At 72.3% G+C, this 21393-nt stretch carries 15 protein-coding genes; 8 read left to right on the top strand and 7 right to left on the bottom strand.

Annotation, left to right across the window (positions count from 1 at the left end; all coding sequences use genetic code 11):
- Positions 1 to 13: 13 nt before the first annotated feature.
- The 4 genes from ACFV9H_RS33180 to ACFV9H_RS33165 all read right to left on the bottom strand — a co-directional run bounded on the left by ACFV9H_RS33180 (position 14) and on the right by ACFV9H_RS33165 (position 5453).
- The gene (locus ACFV9H_RS33180; RefSeq protein WP_385405672.1) at positions 14 to 1171 is read right to left on the bottom strand and encodes an acyl-CoA dehydrogenase family protein; all 1158 of its coding nucleotides are present in this window, start codon (positions 1169 to 1171) and stop codon (positions 14 to 16) included.
- Positions 1172 to 1281: 110 nt separating this feature from the next.
- Positions 1282 to 2781, bottom strand: a complete 1500-nt coding sequence (locus tag ACFV9H_RS33175) for a hypothetical protein (protein ID WP_385405670.1) — start codon at positions 2779 to 2781, stop codon at positions 1282 to 1284.
- Between the two features lie 155 nt (positions 2782 to 2936).
- Complete coding sequence (locus ACFV9H_RS33170) at positions 2937 to 3446, bottom strand: hypothetical protein (protein ID WP_385405668.1); 510 nt, start codon at positions 3444 to 3446, stop codon at positions 2937 to 2939.
- Positions 3447 to 3650: 204 nt separating this feature from the next.
- Entirely contained in the window at positions 3651 to 5453 is a 1803-nt protein-coding gene (locus ACFV9H_RS33165) for a PucR family transcriptional regulator ligand-binding domain-containing protein (protein ID WP_385405665.1), read from the bottom strand.
- A gap of 122 nt (positions 5454 to 5575) precedes the next feature.
- On the opposite strand from ACFV9H_RS33165, the gene speB reads away from it, so the two are divergent.
- The 5 genes from speB to ACFV9H_RS33140 all read left to right on the top strand — a co-directional run bounded on the left by speB (position 5576) and on the right by ACFV9H_RS33140 (position 11587).
- A complete protein-coding gene (speB, locus tag ACFV9H_RS33160; RefSeq protein WP_385405662.1) occupies positions 5576 to 6541 on the top strand; it encodes an agmatinase in 966 nt (321 codons plus the stop codon).
- Between the two features lie 57 nt (positions 6542 to 6598).
- The gene (locus ACFV9H_RS33155; RefSeq protein WP_385405660.1) at positions 6599 to 8281 is read left to right on the top strand and encodes a thiamine pyrophosphate-binding protein; all 1683 of its coding nucleotides are present in this window, start codon (positions 6599 to 6601) and stop codon (positions 8279 to 8281) included.
- Positions 8282 to 8346: 65 nt separating this feature from the next.
- Entirely contained in the window at positions 8347 to 8778 is a 432-nt protein-coding gene (locus ACFV9H_RS33150) for a hypothetical protein (protein ID WP_385405657.1), read from the top strand.
- Positions 8779 to 8790: 12 nt separating this feature from the next.
- A complete protein-coding gene (locus ACFV9H_RS33145; protein WP_385405655.1) occupies positions 8791 to 10938 on the top strand; it encodes a hypothetical protein in 2148 nt (715 codons plus the stop codon).
- Positions 10919 to 11587, top strand: a complete 669-nt coding sequence (locus ACFV9H_RS33140; protein WP_385405652.1) for a hypothetical protein — start codon at positions 10919 to 10921, stop codon at positions 11585 to 11587. Before ACFV9H_RS33145 ends, ACFV9H_RS33140 begins: the two co-directional genes overlap by 20 nt.
- A 15-nt stretch (positions 11588 to 11602) precedes the next feature.
- On the opposite strand, the gene ACFV9H_RS33135 is transcribed toward ACFV9H_RS33140, so the two are convergent.
- Positions 11603 to 11968 carry an iron chaperone gene (locus tag ACFV9H_RS33135; protein WP_385405649.1) on the bottom strand — a complete coding sequence of 122 codons (366 nt, stop codon included), beginning with the start codon at positions 11966 to 11968 and terminating at the stop codon, positions 11603 to 11605.
- A gap of 431 nt (positions 11969 to 12399) precedes the next feature.
- On the opposite strand from ACFV9H_RS33135, the gene ACFV9H_RS33130 reads away from it, so the two are divergent.
- On the top strand, positions 12400 to 16290 hold the full coding sequence (locus ACFV9H_RS33130; protein ID WP_385405647.1) for an ABC transporter ATP-binding protein: 3891 nt from the start codon (positions 12400 to 12402) through the stop codon (positions 16288 to 16290).
- A gap of 12 nt (positions 16291 to 16302) precedes the next feature.
- On the opposite strand, the gene ACFV9H_RS33125 is transcribed toward ACFV9H_RS33130, so the two are convergent.
- Complete coding sequence (locus tag ACFV9H_RS33125; protein WP_385405645.1) at positions 16303 to 16857, bottom strand: EF-hand domain-containing protein; 555 nt, start codon at positions 16855 to 16857, stop codon at positions 16303 to 16305.
- 215 nt (positions 16858 to 17072) lie between these two features.
- Here ACFV9H_RS33125 and ACFV9H_RS33120 point away from each other — a divergent pair, with 215 nt between their 5' ends.
- Together ACFV9H_RS33120 and ACFV9H_RS33115 are read left to right on the top strand one after the other, a co-directional pair.
- Positions 17073 to 17495, top strand: a complete 423-nt coding sequence (locus tag ACFV9H_RS33120) for a hypothetical protein (protein ID WP_385405643.1) — start codon at positions 17073 to 17075, stop codon at positions 17493 to 17495.
- Positions 17496 to 17579: 84 nt separating this feature from the next.
- On the top strand, positions 17580 to 19019 hold the full coding sequence (locus tag ACFV9H_RS33115) for a S28 family serine protease (protein WP_385405641.1): 1440 nt from the start codon (positions 17580 to 17582) through the stop codon (positions 19017 to 19019).
- A gap of 47 nt (positions 19020 to 19066) precedes the next feature.
- On the opposite strand, the gene ACFV9H_RS33110 is transcribed toward ACFV9H_RS33115, so the two are convergent.
- Entirely contained in the window at positions 19067 to 20875 is a 1809-nt protein-coding gene (locus tag ACFV9H_RS33110; RefSeq protein ID WP_385405639.1) for a glycoside hydrolase family 3 protein, read from the bottom strand.
- Positions 20876 to 21393 lie beyond the last annotated feature (518 nt).

The raw sequence follows: 21393 nt of genomic DNA, 5'->3' as shown, positions 1-21393 counted from the left end.
ACGGATTTCGGACTTACAGGCCCATGGACTTGGCGATGATGGACTTCATGACCTCGCTGGTGCCGCCGTAGATGCGGTTCACGCGGTTGTCGGCGTACAGGCGGGCGATCGGGTACTCGTTCATGTAGCCGTAACCGCCGTGCAGCTGGAGGCACTTGTCGATCACGCGGTGCGCGACCTCGGTGCAGAACAGCTTCGCGGACGCGGCCTCGGCGGCGGTCAGCTCACCGGCGTCCAGGGCCTCCAGGGCGCGGTCGGCGACGGCCTCGGCGGCGTCCACCTCGGCCTGGCAGGCGGCCAGTTCGAACTTGGTGTTCTGGAAGTGCGCGACCGGCTTGCCGAAGACGGTGCGCTCCGTCACGTACTGCTGGGCGAACCGGATGGCGGCCTTGGCCTGCGCGTACGCGCCGAAGGCGATGCCCCAGCGCTCGGACGGCAGGTTGGCGCCGAGGTAGTAGAAGCCCTTGTTCTCCTCGCCGAGCAGGTCCTCGACCGGCACCTTCACGTCGACGAACGCCAGCTCGGCGGTGTCGGAGGTACGCAGGCCGAGCTTGTCCAGCTTGCGGCCGATGGAGTAGCCCTCGGACTTGGTGTCCACGGCGAAGAGGGAGATGCCGAAGCGGCGGTCCTCGGCCGTCGGGGCGGAGGTGCGGGCGCAGACGATCACGCGGTCGGCGTGGACGCCACCGGTGATGAAGGTCTTGGCGCCGTTGAGGACGTAGTGCGTGCCGTCCTCGGAGAGCTTGGCGGTGGTCTTCATGCCCGCGACGTCGGAGCCGGTGCCCGGCTCGGTCATCGCGAGGGCCCACATCTCCTCGCCGGTGACGAACTTCTCGAGGTAGCGCTTCTTCTGCTCGATGGTGGCGAGCATCTTGATGTAGGGCAGGGCGAGCAGCACGTGCACGCCGGAGCCGCCGAAGTTCACGCCCGCGCGGGAGGTCTCTTCGTAGAGGACGGCCTCGAACTTGTGGGTGTCCAGGCCCGCGCCGCCGAACTCCTCGGGGACGTTGATCCCGAAGACGCCCAGCTCGCCGAGCTTGTAGTAGAAGTCGCGCGGCGCCTGGCCGGCGGCGAACCACTCGTCGTAGACGGGGACGACCTCGGCCTCGATGAAGGCGCGGATGGTCTCGCGGAACGCCTCGTGGTCCTCGTTGAAAACGGTACGGCGCACAGCCGGCTCCCTTCGGTCGCGGCGGTCCGCCGCTTATGCCTAAGCGCTTGCTCAGATTAAGTTACCGGCGAGTTGTCCTTGCTGTCCAGAGTGCCGTACGCCACTGGGAATCAGCCCGGCACGCCGAGCAGATCCAGCAGCTCGTGGAGGCGGGCGGCAGGCAGGCCCGGGTTGGCCGCCGCGCCCTCGGCGTGCTCGGGGTCCTCCAGGAGCGGCAGGAGTACGGCGAGGGGCAGCAGGGGGTTGGCGGCGGCTGCCCGGCGTACGAGGGCCTCGGGATCGGAGAGGAGCCGTACGGGCGGCTCGTCCAGCGCGACGTCGGCGGCGGCCAGCGCGCGGACCTCCGGATCCTCGTGGCCGAGCAGGTGCCCGAGCCCGGTACGGGGCAGGTCCGGCAGCGTCAGGAGGTACGGGCGCTCCCGGGGGCGGGAGAGGAAGGCGTCGAGCACGAGCGCGGGCGGCGCGAGGGGGTGGTGGAGGGCCAGCGCGTGCCGCACGTCCGGATCGGGGTCCGCGGTGAGCGGCTCCACCAGCTCCCGCGGCAGCCGCGGGTTCATGGCGGCCAGCCGGCGCAGGACCGGGTGCTCGGAGCGGGCGCAGGCGGCGTACCAGTCGGCGTCCAGCTCCGGATCCGGGTACGCGGTGTCCCAGTCGATGACGGCGTCGATGGCGCGGCACTGGGCCCAGGTGCGGGGCAGCGGCTGGATCCGGGCCCGCGAACGCACCGTCTCGTCCGGGTCCTCGGCCAGCTCCGCGAGGAGGGCGGGGGTGAGGTCGGCGCGGGTCGCCACGCGGTTGCGGACCTCGGGATCGGGGTCGCGGGCGAGCCGTGCGACGGCGTCGGCGGGCGTGTGGGGGTTGTGGGCCAGGCCCCAGTGGTTGCGGCCCGCTGCGAGGCAGGCCTCGACCACGGCCCGGGTCACGGGGTAGTTGGTGAGCAGGACCGCCCTGGCGTGGCAGTCCTGTTCCGGCAGGTCGGCCTCCATGGCCTCGGGGTCGAGGTACCGGTGCGCCCGGGCCGCGGCCTCGCGCACGCCGGGATCCGGGTCCGAGAGGAGGGCCTCGCGCTGTCCGGGTGTGAGGTGTTTCCACTGGTCGGTCCCGCGGGCGCGGAGTACGGGGTGCGGGTGCTCGGGCAGCCGGAGGCGGAAGGAGAGCGGTATCTGCCGGGAGGACTCCAGCTCCTGGGCGATCTCGCCGGCGGTGAGCCAGTCGTTGTTCCCCGGTCTGTCCACCGCGGTCAGCAGGGTTTCCAGGACCTCGTCGGGCAGTGGCCGGATCCTGTGGTGGGTCCTGCGCGGGCCCCCGGCGAGCGTGCCGCGCACCCGGCCGTCGGGGTCGTGGACGAGCCGGCCGCGCTGGGCGGGGTCGGCGTGGGGATTGCGGGCGAAGGCCCGTCGGACCGTGTGCTCGGGGTGGGCGAGCACCGCCTCGACGACTTTCGGGGGCAGGTCGCGCTCCTCGCAGAGGGTCGTCCACGCCGCGCGCGCGGCCGGGTCGAGGAGGCGGAGCAGTACGTCCGGCGGCGCGGCCGGATTGGCGGCGATGCCGCGCAGTCGCTGTTCCTGGAGGGAGTCCGGGGCGGAATCCGGGCGGGAGGAGGAGGCCATCAGAGCATCCTCGCAGTGATCGAGCCCGTCCCGCGAGGTGGCGAGGCCGGTACGCGCCCGGCGTCGGCGGAGAAGGCAGGGCCTCCCGGTGCCGCGGGTGGGGTCGCACCCGCGAGCAGCCCAAGAGGTCCTGCCTTCGCGCCGGGCTCCTGCCGTCAGAACCTCAGCGTGGTCTCGGGCGGGATCACGATGGTGCCGAGTTCGGCGGTCAGCGGATCCGTGCCTCTCTGCTCGATGGTCAGAACGACGTCTTCGTAAGTGACCTTGACCAGGGTGGCGGTCCAGTTCCGGTTGGGGCACACCCTCTGTGCGGGAGGCGTCGACGGAATGGCGAGGGTCACGTTGGTGAAGGTGATCTGACCCGAGCTCGGCTGGATGGTCTGTGACGGGCCCGTCACGCGGTTGAACCTGGTGCGCTGGCCGGGAGCGACGTTGCCGGCCGGGTTCTTGCACGCGTACTCGGCCACGACGGAATCTGCCGCGAGGAAGGCTTGGCTGGGGCGGTTGCCCAGGCCGGCTGCCTTGCCGCTGCACTGGAGTCCCGAGGTCAGAGACGTGGTGCAGACGATGTCGCCGATGAAGTGTTCGCCTTGAGCGGTGGCGGTCACCGTGCCGGCGGCACTGGCGAGGAGCGTGAGGAGTGCGGTCGCGAGGACGCGTCGCATGAAATCTCCGTTTCGATGGAGGCGAGACGGGTGCGCGACGTGGGGTTGGGCCGCGTCGGCGACTGAAGCCATGTCACGCGGGGGGAGGAGTCATGCGCAGGATGCGGCGTACGGCGTACGGATCGTGACGGTGGAGGTGACACCGTCGGCGAGTCGGCGGGTGGTTGCTCATGTCGGCCGTGCCCCCTGTGCTCTCCGTACCCGTCACTCCGGGTGGGGCGCGCCCGGTTCGTCGTGGCGGAGCGCGAACCACAGCTCCATGCGGACGTCCACGTCGTCCGGGTCCCGTCCGAGGAGCACGGCCGTACGGGCGATGCGCTGGCGGACGGTGTTGCGGTGGACGCCGAGAGCGGTGGCGGTGCGGTCCCAGCTGCCGTGGTGGGTCAGCCAGGCGCGCAGGGTGTCCCGCAGGACGGGGGAGAGGGGGGCGAGCAGGGCCTCGGCGTGGGCGCGGGCCTCGGCCTCGCCGACCAGGCCCGCGAAGCCGGGGTCCCGGTGTCGGGCCAGCGCGGTACGGGCCGCCTCGGCGCGCTCCAGGGCGCGCCCGGCCTGCGCGTCGGCGGCCGCCAGGCCTGCGGGCGCGGCCGCGGCGCTCACCCCCAGCCGCCAGCCGGGCTGCGGCCCGGGCTCCCGGTCGGTGAGCAGGCGTACGTCGTCCCCGCGCGCGTCCAGCAGTACGGTGCCCAGTGCGGCCGCCAGGGCGTGCGGGTCGCCGGCGCCGCGGGCGTGCACCGCGTACCAGGGCCCGGGGGCGAGGGCCGCGGCCGGGTCGCCGTCGAGCAGCAGCCGGGTGAGCGCGGCCGCTTCGGTCCCGGCCGGGCGGCTCGCGGTGAGCAGGCTGAGCAGCACGGCCGCGACGGAGGCGATGGTGTGGTCGCCGGGGGAGCGGGCCGGGGTGGCCAGGGCCAGCACGCGACCGCCGCCGACGGCGTAGGCGGCGAGGTGCGTGCCGGCGAGGGTGTCGGTGGCCGTGGCCACACCCCCGTGCGCGACCCGCCGCGCGAGCGCCCCGACGGCGGCCAGGACCTCATCGGCGGGGGCTGGGCCGGCGGCGGGCGGCCACGCTTTCGGGCGGGGGTCCCGGTCCGCGGTGGGTTGCCGCTCGGCGTTCCGGGGGGTCTCCGCCCGGGGCTCCGGGGTGGGCGCGGGTCGGGATTCCGCCGGGGCGGCCGCCTCGGGTCGCGCGGGGGCGGGCGGGGTCGGGGTGGTTCCGCCGGGGCCGGCCGGGCGCCGGGGCGTCTCCTCGGGCGCCGAACGTGGCGAGGGGTCGGAGGGCCGGGCGGGGGTGTGTTCGGCGTCCTGCGGGGACGCCCCGGCACCCACCCGTCCCCGTCGGAACCGGTCCTCGGCGGCGTCGGCGGTCGGGGCCTCTGGGCTCGGGGTCAGCAGGGCCGCCCAGCCCCCGAGGGTTCCCGCCAGGCGGGTCAGTACGGCAGGGATCGGATCGGGTCGGGCGGCGGCCGCCGCCAGGGACTGCTGGGCCTCGGTCACCCGGCGCAGCTCGCGCGTACGAGCCTGCGCCATCAGCCGCCAGACGGCGCGGGCGACCGCCGTGAACGGGGTGCGCGGCGGGACCTCCAGCAGCGGCAGCCCGTACTGGTCGCAGGCTTCGACGAGGGCCTGCGGGACGACCTCGTGCACTGGCGTCACCCCGAACCCGAGCGCAGCCACCCCGGCCCGCACGAGCCGCCGCACGTACTCCCTGGCCTCCTCGACCGCCCCGGCCTCCTCGACCGACTCGACCGCCCCGGCCTGCCCGGCGTCCACGGCCCCCCCGGCCCGGCCCGCGCCCGCGAGGCCCGCGCCCGCCGTCAGGAGGAGTTCGCCGCCCAGGAGGTAGGGGGACGGGTCCGCCATCTCCGAAGCGTGCACCCCGTGCACGTCCACCTCGCCGACACCGCCGCCCGCGAGCAGCCGCAGCCCCAGCTCGTCCGCGCCGAGCAGCGCGGCCAGCCGCACAGGCTCGGTCGGCGGCGTGGGCCGCGCATCACGGGAAGACGGCCGCATGGATACTCCGTACATGTCGATGGCGATCAGTGGATAAAACGTACACTGCGCGCCCCGCGCGTGTCCGCTTACGCTCGAAGGACCGCACCAGCACGACCAGGACCTCCGGAAGGGCACCCCTCATGAGCACGCAGCCGCGCGGCCCCGTCGACTCCTCCCGCATCCCGCGCTACGCGGGCCCCGCGACCTTCGCCCGGCTGCCCCGCCTCGACGAGGTCGGTTCCGCCGACGTCGCCGTCGTCGGCGTGCCCTTCGACTCGGGCGTCTCCTACCGCCCCGGCGCCCGCTTCGGCGGCAACGCGATCCGCGAGGCCTCGCGCCTCCTGCGCCCGTACAACCCGGCCCAGGACGCCTCCCCCTTCGCCCTCGCGCAGGTCGCGGACGCCGGCGACATCGCCGTGAACCCCTTCAACATCAACGAGGCCGTCGAGACGGTCGAGGCCGCCGCCGACGAGCTCCTCGGCAACGGCTCCCGCCTGATGACCCTGGGCGGCGACCACACCATCGCCCTGCCCCTGCTGCGCTCCGTCGCGAAGAAGCACGGCCCGGTCGCGCTCCTCCACTTCGACGCGCACCTGGACACCTGGGACACGTACTTCGGCGCCGAGTACACCCACGGCACCCCGTTCCGCCGCGCCGTCGAGGAGGGCATCCTCGACACCGAGGCGCTCTCCCACGTCGGTACCCGCGGCCCGCTGTACGGCAAGCAGGACCTCGACGACGACGCCAAGATGGGCTTCGGCATCGTCACCTCCGCCGACGTCTACCGCCGCGGCGCCGACGAGGTCGCCGACCAGCTGCGCCAGCGCATCGGCGACCGCCCCCTCTACATCTCCATCGACATCGACGTGCTCGACCCGGCCCACGCGCCCGGCACCGGCACCCCGGAGGCGGGCGGCATGACCTCCCGCGAGCTGCTGGAGATCATCCGGGGCCTGTCCTCCTGCAACCTCGTTTCCGCCGACGTGGTCGAGGTGGCCCCGGCGTACGATCACGCCGAGATCACCTCGGTCGCGGCCTCGCACACCGCGTACGAGCTCACCACGATCATGAGCCGTCAAGTCGCTGCGGCCACGCAGCGCCGATAAGCACAGCGCGGCGGCGAAGGCGAAGCAAGCAGCGCATCACGAAGGGCACGCAAGCACGTGACGCACGACCACGACCTGGTTCTCCGTCCCACCGAGGCCCAGACGGCCGCCGCCCTGGCGCCGCCGCCGGGCCGGACGGGCGGGGACCTGGTCGTGGAATCGTTGCGTTCCCTCGGCGCGACCACCGTGTTCGGACTGCCGGGGCAGCACGCCCTCGGCCTCTTCGACGCGGTCGGCCGCTCCGACCTCCGCCTCATCGGGCTCCGCACGGAGAACAACGCGGCCTTCGCCGCGGACGCGTACGGCCGCCTCACGGGCGAGGCGGTCCCGCTGCTGCTCTCGACCGGCCCGGGCGCGCTCATGGCCCTGCCGGCCCTCGCCGAGGCGGCGGCCGCCTCGGCCCCCGTCCTGGCCATCTCCTCCCAGGTGCCGACGCCCGGCCTGGGCGGCGGGCGGCGCGGCCACCTGCACGAGCTGCGGGACCAGGCGGCCTCGTTCCGCGGGGTGGTGAAGTCGGTCCACACCGCCCGCACCCCCTCCCAGATCCCCTCGGTGATCACGGAGGCCTGGGAATCGGCCCTCACGGCCCCCCACGGGCCCGTCTGGGTGGAGATCCCGGAGGACGTCCTGCGCGCCGAGACGTTCATCCCCCAGGTCACGGGCACGGACGCGACCCCGCACGAACTCGCCCCCCGCCCGGAGCTCACCGCACTGGCCGCCCACTGGCTGTCGGAGGCCTCCCGCCCGGTGATCATCGCCGGCGGCGGTGTCGTCCGGGCCGACGCGTCCGGCAAGCTCAAGCAGCTCGCGGAACGCCTGAACGCGCCCGTCGTCACCACCTTCGGCGGCAAGGGTGCCTTCCCTTGGACGCACCCGCTGTCCCTCCAGTCCTGGCTGGAGGACCGCCACATGACGGACTTCCTGGAAGACGCGGACGTCCTGTTGGTCGTCGGCTCGGGTCTGGGCGAACTCTCCTCGAACTACCACACGTTCTTCCCCACGGGCCGGGTCGTCCAGATCGAGGCCGACCTCGGCAAGCTGGAGTCCAACCACCCCGCGCTCGGCATCCACGCGGACGCCCGGCTCGCCCTCCAGGCCCTCCTCGAAACGGTGCCCGTGCGCGAGGACCCCGACGCCCCCGAGCGGGTCCGGTCGCTCCTCGCCGACATCGCGACCCGCCTGTCCGCCCAGGACGTGGCCCTGGAGCAGCAGCTCCTGACCTCGATCCGGGCGGCGCTCCCGGCCCGTTCCCCGTCCTTCTGGGACATGACGATCCTGGCGTACTGGGCCTGGTCGGCCTTCGACGCGAAGCACCCCAACACCATGCACTCGGCCCAGGGCGCGGGCGGCCTCGGCTACGCCTTCCCGGCGGCACTCGGCGCGGCCCTCGCGGAGCCGGACACCCCGGTCCTGGCGGTCTCGGGCGACGGTGGAGCGATGTACTCGATCGCCGAACTGGCCACCGCCCGCCAGCACGACCTGGACGTCACCTGGCTGATCGTGGACGACGGCGGCTACGGCATCCTGCGCGAGTACATGACGGATTCCTTCGGCAGCGCCACGGCCACGGAACTCACCCGCCCCGACTTCGTCGCCCTGGCGGAGTCCTTCGGCGTCCCGGCGGCCACGACGAGCCCGGAAACCCTCAAGGACGACCTGAAGAAGGCCCTCGCCACTCCCGGCCCCTCGGTCCTCGTCCTCCCCACCACCCTCAAGATGTTCGCCCCGACGCACGGTTAGGGGCCGCGCGGGCGGCTCGTTAGGGTGGCTGTGATCAGATCCGGGGCGGAGTCCGAGGGGGAACGGTGTCGTTCGAGCAGGAGTGGGCCCAGCAGAAGCAGGTCACAGCCCCAACCGGTGACCCGTCGCCGCAGATGCGGCTGAACCAGCTCCCCGCCGACCAGGGCGGCGGTCAGGGAGTGCTGGCGACTGCTCCTCCGGAGAAGAAGAAGGCCGCCAACACCATCGAGAACGTCCTGCAGCCCGGCACGAAGAAGGCCGCCGACGCCGCGGACGAGCCGACGCAGGGCGCCGTCAAGGCCTTCAACGGCTGGGAGACGGCGGTGGGCCTGTCGAAGGCGCACACGCATTGGGACGACCAGGTCAAGCGGCTGATGGCGCGGCTCGACTCGGAGAAGACGGCCCTGCGCGGGGCCTCGAACCTGTTCACCGGACAGGACCAGCTGACGGGACGGACCTTCCAGCCGGTGCAGTCGTCCAAGGTGTCGGGACTCTAGGGGGAGACGGACGTGCCGAGCTATCACGAGATCATGCAGACGGACCTCTCCGCGCTGACGACGGCCGCCGAGGGCTGGAAGTCCATGGCGACGCAGTTCAAGACCATGGAGGACGTCTACGAGAAGGAAGTCCAGAGCGTCTCCGCCGGGAACGGCTGGCTGGGCAGCAGCGCGCAGACGGCGAGCACCAACTCCTCGATGACCCGGGGCGAGTTCGACGCGGCCCAGACCGAGGCGCTGGCCATGGAGTCCCTGCTCCGCGACGCGCACGGCCGCTTCACGGAGCTCAAGGGCCGGGTGACCTCCGCCGTCGAGGACGCCGTCAAGGCGGGCATGAAGGTCTCGGACGCCGGCATCGCGAGCTACGACTACAGCAAGGCCGACCCGGCCACGGCGAACGCGGTGCGCCACGACCCCGACCTCCGGAACGTCGAGCAGTCCTGGACGAGCCGGATCGCCGACGCGGTCAAGGCGGTCACGGAATTCGACGCGGACGTCAAGGTCGCTCTGCTGAACGCGTCGGGCGCGGACGGCACGGCGATGTTCGGCTTCAACTCCAAGCCCGTCAACGACGTCGAGGCCGTGGAAGCGCTGGCCCTCACGTCGAAGATCCGCTCGGGCGACGCCTCTCCGGAGGAGCTGAAGCACTACGACGAGCTCCTCAAGCAGAACTCGGGGGACAAGCACTTCAGCGAGGCGTACCTGCACGCGATGGGCGCGAAGGACACCCTGCACCTGGCCGACCAGATGAACCTGGCGTCCAACGACCGCGGTGCGTCGGCCGCCGACAAGAAGCTCTACGAGTCGATCAACACGGGCCTCGCGAACACGATCGCCTCGGGCACGAAGGACCCGGACAGCTACGCCTACAAGCCCTTCGTGAATGGGCTCAACGAGCAGGGCAAGGAGCTGGTCGCCAAGGGCCTGCGGCCCACGTACGGCTACCAGGCGCTGGTCACCCTCATGGGCAACGGCGGCGGCTACGGCAAGCAGTTCCTGAACGACATCGGCGACGGCATGATCGCGGCCGAGAAGTCGAAACCGCACATGTACGACCACGCCTACGACTCCCAGCGCCCGAACCTGGTCTCAGACCCGCTGGACGGCCTGCTCGGCATCATGGCCAAGGACCCGGAGTCGGCGACGTACTTCCTCGACCCGGAAGCGCCCGGCAACAAGAACGAGCACCTGAAGTACATGCTCAACGACCGCGACATGCCGGACCCCTGGATCTCGACCGCCGTCGGCCCCCCGATGGAGATGCACGGGGACAAGACGGCGGGCCTCGGCGCGGCCATCCAGGCGGCGGCCACGGGCCACACGGACGGCGAGAAGCTCGGCCCGCCCGGGCCGCACACCGAGGGCCAGGCGCGGGTGATGCACAACGCGATCCGTCTCCTCGACGACGAGATGGGCGGCGACGAGTTCCCGGAGGACCTGCAGGGCTTGCAGCAGCCGATGGCGAAGGCGCTGGTCGACTACGTGGCGGACACCCACGTCATCCTCGGCGGCCAGGAGTCCGCCCTGGGCGGCATCAACGGCAGCGACTCGATCCACGGTTCGGGCGACAAGGCCCAGATCGCGGTTGGCCAGGGCAGCCTGGTCCGCGTGATGCGCGGCATCGCGGACGACGGCCCGGCGTTCGCCTTGATGGTCGAGGCGGAGCGCGCGTACTCGGCGGAGCAGCTCGCGACCGCCGCCCCCTACAAGGGCGACCTACACGGGGTGAGCGCGGACTGGGACAACCGTGCTCACGGCATCGGCGCGGCGACCGGCGCCCTCAACGGCATCGGGGCCGACGTCTACAAGGACAAGGAAGACGACCGGGTGGAGTGGGCGGAGGGCACGTCCGAGCACTCGGCTGCCGTCGCCAACGGGCTCATCGGTGAGATTCCGGTGGCGGGCACGGTCGGAGGCTCGTTGATCGACTCCCTCAAGTACGAGTGGGTGAAGGACATCAAGGATGCGGCCGAGGACCAGAGCAAGCAGGACTCCAGCAGGAACTACGGGGCGGGCGTGGAGGGGACCAATCGCTTGCTCGACGCATGGGGAGGCGAGCGGAAGATCGACGAGGATCCCGCGTTCAAGCACGCCAAGAACGAGGCGGGCGAGGCGTACACCTCCGGACGGGAGGCTGCTCGTGCACACCTCAGGCCCTGACGCGCTCAAGATTCTCGGACGCTCGACGGCTGCATTCGTCTGTGTGCTGATGCTGGCCGCGTGCACCTCGGGCGGCTCCGAAGCGGAGGCTGTGAACCCGTGCGGGATCAGCGCTTCCTCGGAGGAAGATGCGCTCATCCGGGAGATCCTCGCTACCGAGGACTTCGAGACGAAGGCCTACAAGTCCACGAGCGAGCTGGTGGACAAGGTGAAACGGGCGTTGCCGAGCATGCGACCAGGGAAGAATTCGTACTTCAACGCCGCATGCCGCTACGGGGTGGAGGACCAGGACCGAACCGTCACTGCGACCTTCTCCTTCGGCTGGTCCCCTCGGGAACTTCCCGGGCCCCCGTCCAGTGGCGTGTCCTACGAACTGAACGGCGCGCGCGGTGTCACTAGCGGGTCCGACTCCACGCTGCTCGTCCAGTGCGACATGCCTGGTGAACTCGGAGCGCAGTCGCGGAACGTGTGGTTCTCGGCGGAAGCCTATTTCTCGTTCATGCCTGCCGGGCCCGGTGTGGACCAGTCGGGTAAGGACCGGCAGATGACCCTCACCTACCTCATGGCCCGCCGTGTCACCGAGGCCCTCGGCTGCGAGAACAAGCCCCTGGACAAGCCCCCCGTGGTGAAGCCGCTGCCCAGCCCGTGAGCCGGGGCGGGCCCGTCAGCAGGCCGGGCCCGGCTTCGCCGCCGCCGTCGCGCGCAGGAGGTCCCGCAGGAGGTCGAAGTCGATCGACTCCGGCTTGCGGAAGCGCAGGCAGCCCTTGCCCATGTCGTGGCCGGCCAAGGCCTCGGCGAGGGCGTCGCGGACCTCGGTGCGCAGGAGGTAGAAGGAGATGTACTGCTTCTGGCTCGCGAACGCGATCTCGCCGACGCCGTCCCGTTCGTAGACCGGCATCCCGTACGCCATGACCTCCTCGAAGCCCTTCAGCTCCGCCCGGCACAGCCCCCGCAGCCGGGTCAGGGCTTCCCTGCGGCCCTCGGGGACCTCCGCCAGGTAGCCGTCCACATCGCTCGCGTCGCTCTTCACCCCCACCACGCTAGAGGAACTCGGCCCCGGCGGTCAGCCCCGCCATCCACAGCGCCGACAGGCCCGCCGCCCACCGCCGGCGGGTCTTCGGCCAGTCGCAGTCGAGTACGGCCGCGATGCCCCACGGGGGGGAGCAGTACCAGCGCGGCCACGAGCAGGCCCGCCGGGTGGTGCTCGGGGCGGGGGCGGCCGGCGCGGATGCGGTCGCGGCGGCGTTTGCGGCGCAGGGCCCGCTGCTGTCGGGGGGAACGGGGTCTGGGTGACATGGGCCCGCGATCCCCCGGAGCCCGTGAAGTCAAACGCGTGGTGACGAGGTGCCGCCACGGATTTGCGGAGCGGTGCGCAGAACCGTTCGATTGTTGCGGCGGGATGAAATCCGCCGGTCGGGGCGTTGGCGCTTCCGGCAGGACAGGACGAACGGGGAGGCCCACGTGGCGGCGGCAGAGACAGCGGCTGGGGACAAACAGGGCTGGGGCAGGCGACTGGCCGCCTATACGTGGCGCTACAAGCTCAACGTGCTGCTCGCGCTCGGGTCGTCGCTGGCCGGTATGGCCGTCATGGCCCTCGTGCCCCTCGTCACCAAGGTGATCATCGACGACGTCATCGGTGACCGGAGCAAGCCCATGGGGCCCTGGGCCGGGATGCTCGTCGGCGCGGCCGTGCTCGTCTACGTGCTGACCTACGTACGTCGGTACTACGGCGGCCGGCTCGCCCTCGACGTGCAGCACGATCTGCGTACCGACATGTACGACACCATCGCGCGCCTCGACGGGCGGCGGCAGGACGAGCTGTCCACCGGACAGGTCGTCGGGCGGGCGACCAGTGACCTGCAGCTGATCCAGGGGCTGCTCTTCATGCTGCCCATGACCATCGGGAACTTCCTGCTCTTCGGGATATCCCTCGGCATCATGCTGGCGCTGTCCCCGCTGCTGACCCTCGTGGCGCTGCTCATGGCGCCCGCGCTCTGGTTCATCGCCAAGCGGAGCCGCAAGAAGCTCTTCCCGGCGACGTGGTACGCCCAGAGCCAGGCCGCGGCCGTCGCGACCGTGGTCGACGGAGCCGTGACCGGCGTACGGGTGGTCAAGGGCTTCGGGCAGGAGGAGCAGGAGACCGGCAAGCTGCGCGAGGCCGGCCGCAGGCTCTTCGCCGGGCGGATGCGGTCCATCCGGCTGAACTCGCGCTACACCCCCGCCCTCCAGGCCGTACCCGCCCTCGGGCAGGTCGCGATGCTGGCCCTCGGCGGCTGGATGGCCACCAACGGGCAGGTCACGCTGGGTACCTTCGTGGCCTTCTCCACCTACCTCGCCCAGCTCGTGGGGCCCGTCCGGATGCTCGCCATGGTGCTGACCGTGGGGCAGCAGGCCCGCGCCGGCGTGGAGCGGGTGTTCGAGCTCATCGACACGGAACCGGTGATCCGGGAGGGTGCGCGCGAGCTGCCCGCGGACGCCGCCGCCACCGTGGAGTTCGAGGACGTGCGGTTCGGGTACGACCCCGAGCGGCCCGTTCTCGACGGGTTCTCGCTGTCGGTGGTGGAGGGGGAGACCGTCGCGGTCGTGGGGGCCTCGGGGAGCGGGAAGTCCACCGTTTCGCTGCTGCTGCCGCGCTTCTACGACGCCGACCGCGGCGCCGTCCGCGTCGGCGGCCACGACGTGCGCGAGCTGACCTACGCCTCCCTGCGCGGGGCGATCGGGCTGGTGCCCGAGGAATCGTTCCTGTTCTCCGACACCATCCGGGCGAACATCGCCTACGGGCATCCGGAGGCCGGTGAGGAGCAGATCCGCGCCGCGGCACGGGCCGCGCAGGCCGAAGGGTTCATCGAGGCCCTGCCCGCCGGGTACGACACCAAGGTCGGCGAGCAGGGGCTCACCCTCTCCGGCGGTCAGCGGCAGCGGATCGCGCTGGCCCGCGCGATCCTCACCGACCCCCGGCTGCTGCTCCTCGACGACGCCACCTCCGCCGTCGACGCCCGCGTCGAGCACGAGATACACGAGGCCCTGCGCGGCGTCATGGCCGGCCGCACCACCCTGCTGATCGCCCACCGCCGCTCCACGCTGGCGCTGGCCGACCGCATCGCCGTACTGGAGCACGGGCGGCTCGCCGACATCGGCACGCACGAGGAGCTGGAGCGCAGGTCCGCGCTGTACCGGCGGCTGCTCACCGACCCCGACGCCCTCGGCGCCGCCTCCCCGCGCACCCCGGACGCTCCCGCGATGGCCGAGTTCGAGCGGGACCTGAAGCGCGAGCGGGACCTGGAGCTCGAAGCCGAGATCGACTCCGAGCCGGTCAACGCCAAGCGCCGGGTCGTGGACGGAGTGACCCCCGAGCTGTGGCGACGGCAGGAGGACGCCAAGGGAGCCGACGCCAAGGGAGCCGACGCGAAGGGGACCGACTCCAAGGCGCCCGACGTCAAGGCGCCCGCCGCCGGGAGCGGGGCCCCCGGGGCCGGACATTCGATGGCCGGCGCCGTCGCCGGGATGCCGGCCACCCCCGAGCTGCTCGCGCAGGTGGCCGCGCTGCCGCCCGCCGACGACCGCCCCGAGGTGGACGAGACCCGCGCCGCGGCCGCCGAGGAGAGCTACGGCCTGCGCCGCCTGCTCCGCGGCTTCTGGGCGCCGCTCGCCATCAGCCTCGGCCTCGTCGCCCTCGACGCGGGCGCCGGGCTGCTGCTGCCGATCCTGATCCGGCACGGCATCGACCAGGGTGTGGAACAGGCCGCCCTCGGCGCCGTCTGGGTGGCCGCGGGCCTCGCGCTCGCCGTCGTCGTCGCGCAGTGGGCCGCGCAGTTCGCCGAGACCCGGATGACCGGCCGTACCGGCGAGCGCGTGCTGTACGCGCTCCGCGTCAAGATCTTCGCCCAGCTCCAGCGCCTCGGGCTCGACTACTACGAGCGCGAGCTGACCGGCAAGATCATGACCCGGATGACCACCGACGTGGACTCCCTGTCCAGCTTCCTGCAGACCGGGCTCGTCACCGCCGTCGTCTCCGTCTTCACCTTCTTCGGCATCCTGGTCGCCCTGCTCGTCCTCGACGTCGAGCTGGCGCTGATCGTCTTCGCCACCCTGCCGGTCCTGGTGATCGGCACGATCGTGTTCCGCCGGAAGTCGGTCGCCGCCTACGAGCTCGCCCGCGACCGGGTCAGCCTCGTCAACGCCGACCTCCAGGAGTCCGTCTCCGGGCTGCGCATCGTCCAGGCCTTCCGCCGCGAGTACGCGGGCGCCGACCGCTTCGCCGAGCGCAGCGACTCGTACCGCCAGGCCCGGGTCCGCGGGCAGTGGCTGATATCGGTCTACTTCCCCTTCGTCCAGCTGCTGTCCTCCGGCGCGGCGGCGGCCGTACTGATCGTCGGCGCCGGCCGGGTGGAGGCCGGCACGCTGACCACCGGCGCACTGGTCGCCTACCTGCTCTACATCGACCTGTTCTTCGCCCCGGTCCAGCAGCTCTCCCAGGTCTTCGACGGCTACCAGCAGGCCACCGTCTCCCTCGGCCGCATCCAGCAGCTGCTGCGCGAGCCCACCACCACCCCGCGCCCCGAAGAGCCCCGGCAGGTGTCGGAGCTGCGCGGGGAGATCGCCTTCGAGGACGTCCGCTTCCAGTACGGGACGGCCGAGGAACGCGGTGAGAAGGGGGAGGCGCTGGCCGGAATCAGCCTGCGGATACCCGCCGGGCAGACCGTCGCCTTCGTCGGCGAGACCGGGGCCGGCAAGTCCACGCTGGTCAAGATGGTGGCACGGTTCTACGACCCCACCTCGGGCCGGGTCACCGCCGACGGCGCCGACCTGCGGGAGCTCGACCTGACGGCGTACCGCCACCGGCTCGGCGTCGTCCCCCAGGAGTCGTACCTCTTCCCGGGGACGGTCCGCGACGCCATCGCCTACGGGCGGCCCGAGGCGAGCGACGCCGAGGTGGAGGCCGCCGCCCGCGCGGTCGGCGCCCACGACATGATCGCCACCCTGGACGGCGGCTACCTGCACACCGTCGCCGAGCGCGGCCGCAACCTCTCCGCAGGGCAGCGCCAGCTGATCGCGCTGGCCCGGGCCGAACTCGTCGACCCGGACGTGCTGCTGCTCGACGAGGCCACCGCCGCCCTCGACCTGGCCACCGAAGCCCAGGTCAACCAGGCCACCGACCGCCTCGCCGGCAAGCGCACCACCCTGGTGGTGGCGCACCGGCTGACCACCGCGGCCCGCGCCGACCGGGTGGTGGTCATGGACCGCGGCCGGGTCGTGGAGGACGGCAGCCACACCGAACTCCTGGCGCGCGGCGGCCGGTACGCCGATCTGTGGCGCACGTTCGTCGGGGAGGACGAGCGCGCCGCGGCCTGATCGCCCGACGGATCAGAGTTCGCCGAAGAGCAGGTTGCCCGGGGCGTCCTCGTCGGTGCCCGTGTAGTAGTCGCGGAGGGCGTCGAGGAGTTCGTCCACGGTCAGGGTGCCGTCCCCGTCGGCGTCGATGCGCCGGAAGAGCGCCTCGGTGTCGGCGGGGTCCAGCCGTGTGTCGAAGGCCTCCTGCGCCTTGTGGAACTCCTCCGGGCTGATGCGGCCGTCGCCGTCGGTGTCGACGATCGTGAGGATGGCCTGCAGCATCGGGCGGAACGAACGGTCGTAGGCGGGCCCGCCCTGCGCGTACAGGCGGGTCATGCCCTGCTTGTACTCCTCGGGGGTGACCTTGCCGTCCCGGTCCATGTCCAGCTCGGTGAACAGGTCCTGCCAGAAGTCGGCCAGCCCGCCCATCACCAGCATCGCCTTCGGCGAGGTGGGCGGCTCCGCGAGGGCCGACAGCAGCCGGGAACCGAGGGCGAAGATGTCGTCGGCGTCGATGACCCCGCTCTCGTCGGCGTCGAGGTGCGTGAAGGCGCGGTCCAGCTTGCGGTCGAGCAGGTCGTTCGTCATTTCACGGGCCTTTCACGGCTACGGCAGGCGTACGGATGGTCACCTAGCGTAATGTGCGACTGGATCGCGAACTCCCGTTCTCCCGCTGGGAAGTTGTGGATGCACTCTTACGAGGTAGGGCCGGCGCCCGCGGGCCGAGCCGGGGTCCTTGCTCACCGCAACCTTCCGGGGGGTCCGGGAGTCGTACGTGCGTACGCACGTTGTACGTACGACTGATGGGGGACAGGGTGTTGAAGGGGTGGTGGGGGCGCGGGCGTTGGGTCGCGCCCCTCGGGGTGTTCACGGCGGCGCTGTGGCTCTGTGTCGGGGGGCTGTTCACGGGGGCGGCCGCGCACGCGGCCCAGGCCGAGTCCGGGCGGTGCGGGGGCCGGCTCGTGCGGACGCTGCCGTTCGAGGCGGGCGAGGTGCGCGTGTACAAGAGCCGTACGCAGGCCTGCGTGTTGACCGTGCCGCGGGTCCCGGGCGAGCGGCGCCGGATGGCGGTGAGCATTCAGCCGCGGGGCGGAGCCCCGGTGCGCGATGCGGGACGGTTCACCCGGTACGCCGGGCCCGTCACCGTCGGCGCGATCAACCGCTGTGTGTACGTGAAGGGCGGCGTGGGAGCCGGAGCGGCCGACTCCGGCTGGATCCTGTGCTGACGGTCCGACCCAACAAGGTCTGGTCAGCGGTGTGTTGACCCCGCTAGGTTCACGGCGACCGAAGTGAACTCAAGGGGAGGGTGAATGCGCAAGACGCTCGGATGGCTGCTGTCGCTCGTGGTGCTGATCGGCACCATGGGCGCGGCCGGCTCCACGGCACAAGCGGCCACAGCCGCGGAGCCGGCCGCCGCCGCGGACATCAAGGACCAGATCCTCGGCATTCCCGGAATGAGCCTGATAGAGGAGAAGCCGTACCCCGGCTACCGATTCTTCGTGCTGAACTACGAGCAGCCGGTCGACCACCGGCAGCCGTGGAAGGGCACCTTCAAGCAGCGCCTGACCCTGCTGCACAAGGACGTGTCGCGGCCGTCGGTCTTCTTCACCTCCGGCTACAACGTCAACACCAGCCCGCGCCGCAGTGAGCCGACGACCATCGTCGACGGCAACCAGGTGTCGCTGGAGTATCGATTCTTCACGCCGTCCCGGCCCGACCCGGCCAACTGGGACAACCTGAACATCTGGCAGGCCGCCAGCGACCAGCACCGCCTCTTCACCGCCCTGAAGAAGATCTACAAGAAGAACTGGCTGGCCACGGGCGGCAGCAAGGGCGGCATGACGGCGACGTACTACGAGCGCTTCTACCCGCGCGACATGGACGGTGTCGTCGCGTACGTCGCGCCCAACGACGTCGTCAACAAGGAGGACTCGGCCTACGACCGGTTCTTCGCCAAGGTCGGCACCAAGGAGTGCCGCGACAAGCTGAACGCCGTGCAGCGCGAGGCCCTCGTCCGCCGTGAGCCGCTGGAGGCCAAGTACGCGGTCGCCGCCGCCGAGAACGGCTGGACCTTCACCACCGTCGGCAACCTCGACAAGGCCTACGAGGCCGTCGTACTCGACTACGTGTGGGCGTTCTGGCAGTACAGCCTGCTCGCCGACTGCGCCACGATCCCCACCGCCGCGACCGCGAGCGACCAGGAGATCTGGGACACGATCGATGCGATCTCCGGCTTCTCGGCCTACGCCGACCAGGGCCTGGAGACGTACACGCCGTACTACTACCAGGCGGGCACGCAGCTCGGCTCCCCGGACATCAAGCAGTCGCACCTGGACGGCCTGAGCCGCTACGGCTACCAGCCGCCGCGGAACTTCGTGCCCCGCGACATCCCGATGACCTTCCAGCCGCAGGCCATGCGGGACGTGGACACCTGGGTGCGCAACAACGCGAACCAGATGCTGTTCGTGTACGGGCAGAACGACCCGTGGGGCGCCGAGCCGTTCCGCCTCGGGTACGGGGCCCGCGACAGCTACGTGATGACCGCGCCGGGCGCCAACCACGGCGCGAAGGTCGCCGGGCTCCTGGACGGCGAGCGGACGCTGGCCACCGAGAAGATCCTCCAGTGGGCCGGAGTGGCTCCGGCCGCCTCGCTCTCCGCCGAGGGGAACGCGCCGTCGCTGGGCGCCCTGGCGGCGCCGGACCCGGTGCTCGACCAGCCCGAGCCGCGCGAGCAGCAGCTGCGGCGGTAGCACCGTCCTGTGGGCCACGGGCTGACGCCCTGGTGGGCGTGGTACGCCTAGTACGTCAGCCCGTGGCCCAGCGGGTAGCGGCCCGGCACCGGGACCGGGAGGTGGCCGGAAGGCCGCGCCGCCCCGGTGAGCACCCGGGCCGCCGCCCGCATCTCCACGTCCGTCCAGGAGTACGTAGCCAGTTCCGCCGCGCACGCCGGCAGCCGGGCCGGGTCGTACGGATTGCGGACCGCCAGCAGGACCACCGGCACGTTCGTGGCCAGGAGGTCCGCGATCAGGGTCCGCTGCGCGCTGTCCCCCTCCGGGACGTTGTACGTGCACACGAGCACCGCCTCCTGCCCGGCCGCGGCGGCCACCGCGCGGGCGGGCGGCGCGGCCGTCGCCCGGCAGCCCAGGGCGGTGAGCTCCCGCGCCAGAACGGCCGTCGGGGGTCCGGTCGTGCCCGAGGGGGACGCCGGGTCCGTGCCGGTGACCAGCAGGCGGGGAGCCTCGCTCGCGTCGAACGGCAGCAGCCCTTCCGGATTCGCGAGGAGGGTCGTCGTACCGGCCGCGATCTCGTCGGCGGTGGTGAGGTGCTCGGGGATGCCGACCGTGGCGTCCACCAGTGCGGCGGAGGTGAGCGGCTGGTCGAAGAGGCCTCTGAGGGCCTTCAGTTCCAGGATGCGGAGCACCGACTCGTCGATGCGGGCCTCCGTCAACTCACCCCGCTCCACGGCCGCCAGCACGCTGCGGTGCGCGAGCCCCAGGTCCGGCGGGTTCAGCAGCTGGTCGCAACCCGCCAGCAGGGCCAGCACCGGGACGCGTTCGTCCGCGTACTTCTGGCGGACCCCGGCCATGTCGAGGGCGTCGGTCACCACCACCCCCCGGAAACCGAGGCGTTCGCGCAGGATGCCGGTGACGATCGGGCGGGAGAGGGTCGCCGGATCGCCCGACGGGTCGAGGGCGGGGAAGACGATGTGGGCCGTCATGATCGCGTCCACGCCTGCCTGTACGGCCGAGCGGAAGGGCGGCTCGTCCAGCTCCTCCCACTGCGCGCGGGTGTGCCGCATCACCGGCAGGCCCACGTGGCTGTCCGTTTCGGTGTCCCCGTGACCCGGGAAGTGCTTCGCGGTGGCGGCGACGCCCGCGCCCTGGTAGCCGCGGACCTGGGCGGCGACCATGGCCGCCACGGCCTCCGGGTCGGAGCCGAAGGAGCGTACGCCGATGACCGGGTTGGCCGGGTTCACGTTGACGTCGGCCACCGGGGCGTAGTCCTGGCGGATGCCCATCGCGGCGAGTTCGGCGCCGGCGATGCGGGCCGCCCGCTCGGCGTCGGCGGTGGAGCCGGCCGCGCCGAGGGCCATCGCTCCCGGCAGGAGCGTCGCGGGCTTGCCGATGCGGGCGATGATGCCGTGCTCCTGGTCGGTGGACAGCAGCAGCGGGATCCGGGGGCCGGTGGTCAGTGCGGCCCGCTGGAGGCCGGCCGAAAGCTCGGCGATCTGCCGCGGGGTACGGGTGTTGTGGGCCCAGGCGAAGTAGATGACCCCGCCGAGGTGGTAGCGGGAGACCAACTCGGCGGCGGTGCGGACGCCGAAGAGGGCCTGGTTCTGTTCGGCGTCCGCGGGGTCGGGGTCGGTGGCCGAGTGGCCGTACGCGCGGGAGACGAAGAGCTGGCCGACCTTCTCGGCCAGGGTCATGTCCCCGAGGAGGCGGCGCAGCCGAGCCCGGTCGGGGCGGCGTCCCGGGGGCCGGGGCCCCTCGGGGGAGCGGTGGGCGCCGACGGCGGCGGAGCCGGCCCCGGCGGCCGTGACGGCGACCATGGCGGCCGCGGCGAGCAGGTTCCGGCGCGAGGCGAGGTACGGCACGCGCCGGACCATACCGCCGCGGGTAGGACGTGGCCGGGCGTGTCGAGGCGTGTCGCCCCCCGGACGGCTGCGCCGCGGCCCTGGCTTCGGCTGGTCGTCCGGGTGGCTGTGCGGTGCGGTGCGGCCGTGGCTGTGGCTGTGGCTTTGGCTGGTCGGCCGCCTGGCTGCGCCGTGCGGCCCTGGCCTTGGCTGGTCCGATTTCCAGTGCCCGGCTTTCCAGCGCCGGGCGCACCCATCCAGCCTCGCCGGCGTTCGAGCCGCACCCACCCAGCCTCGCCGGCGTTCGAGCCGCACCCATCCAGCCTCGCCGGCGTTTGAGGCGCGGGGTCTGGGGCGGAGCCCCAGTTTCGGGAAGGGGCGGGGTGGGGGAAGGCTCCGCGCAGCGGCCCGCCCCCGCGCTCCGAGGCGTTCGGTCCGCCGGGGCCGGCCGCGCGCCGGGGCGTCTCCTCGGGCGTCGAACGTTTCCAGGGGTCGGAGGGCCGAGGGTGGTTGCGTTCGACGCCCTGCGGGGACGCCCCGACGCACACCCG

It is taken from the genome of Streptomyces sp. NPDC059874, from assembly GCF_042731135.1.
In the GTDB taxonomy this organism is placed as follows: domain Bacteria; phylum Actinomycetota; class Actinomycetes; order Streptomycetales; family Streptomycetaceae; genus Streptomyces.
The sequence above is the reverse complement of the archived record's forward strand: the minus strand, read 5'-3'. Positions and strand labels throughout refer to the sequence as shown.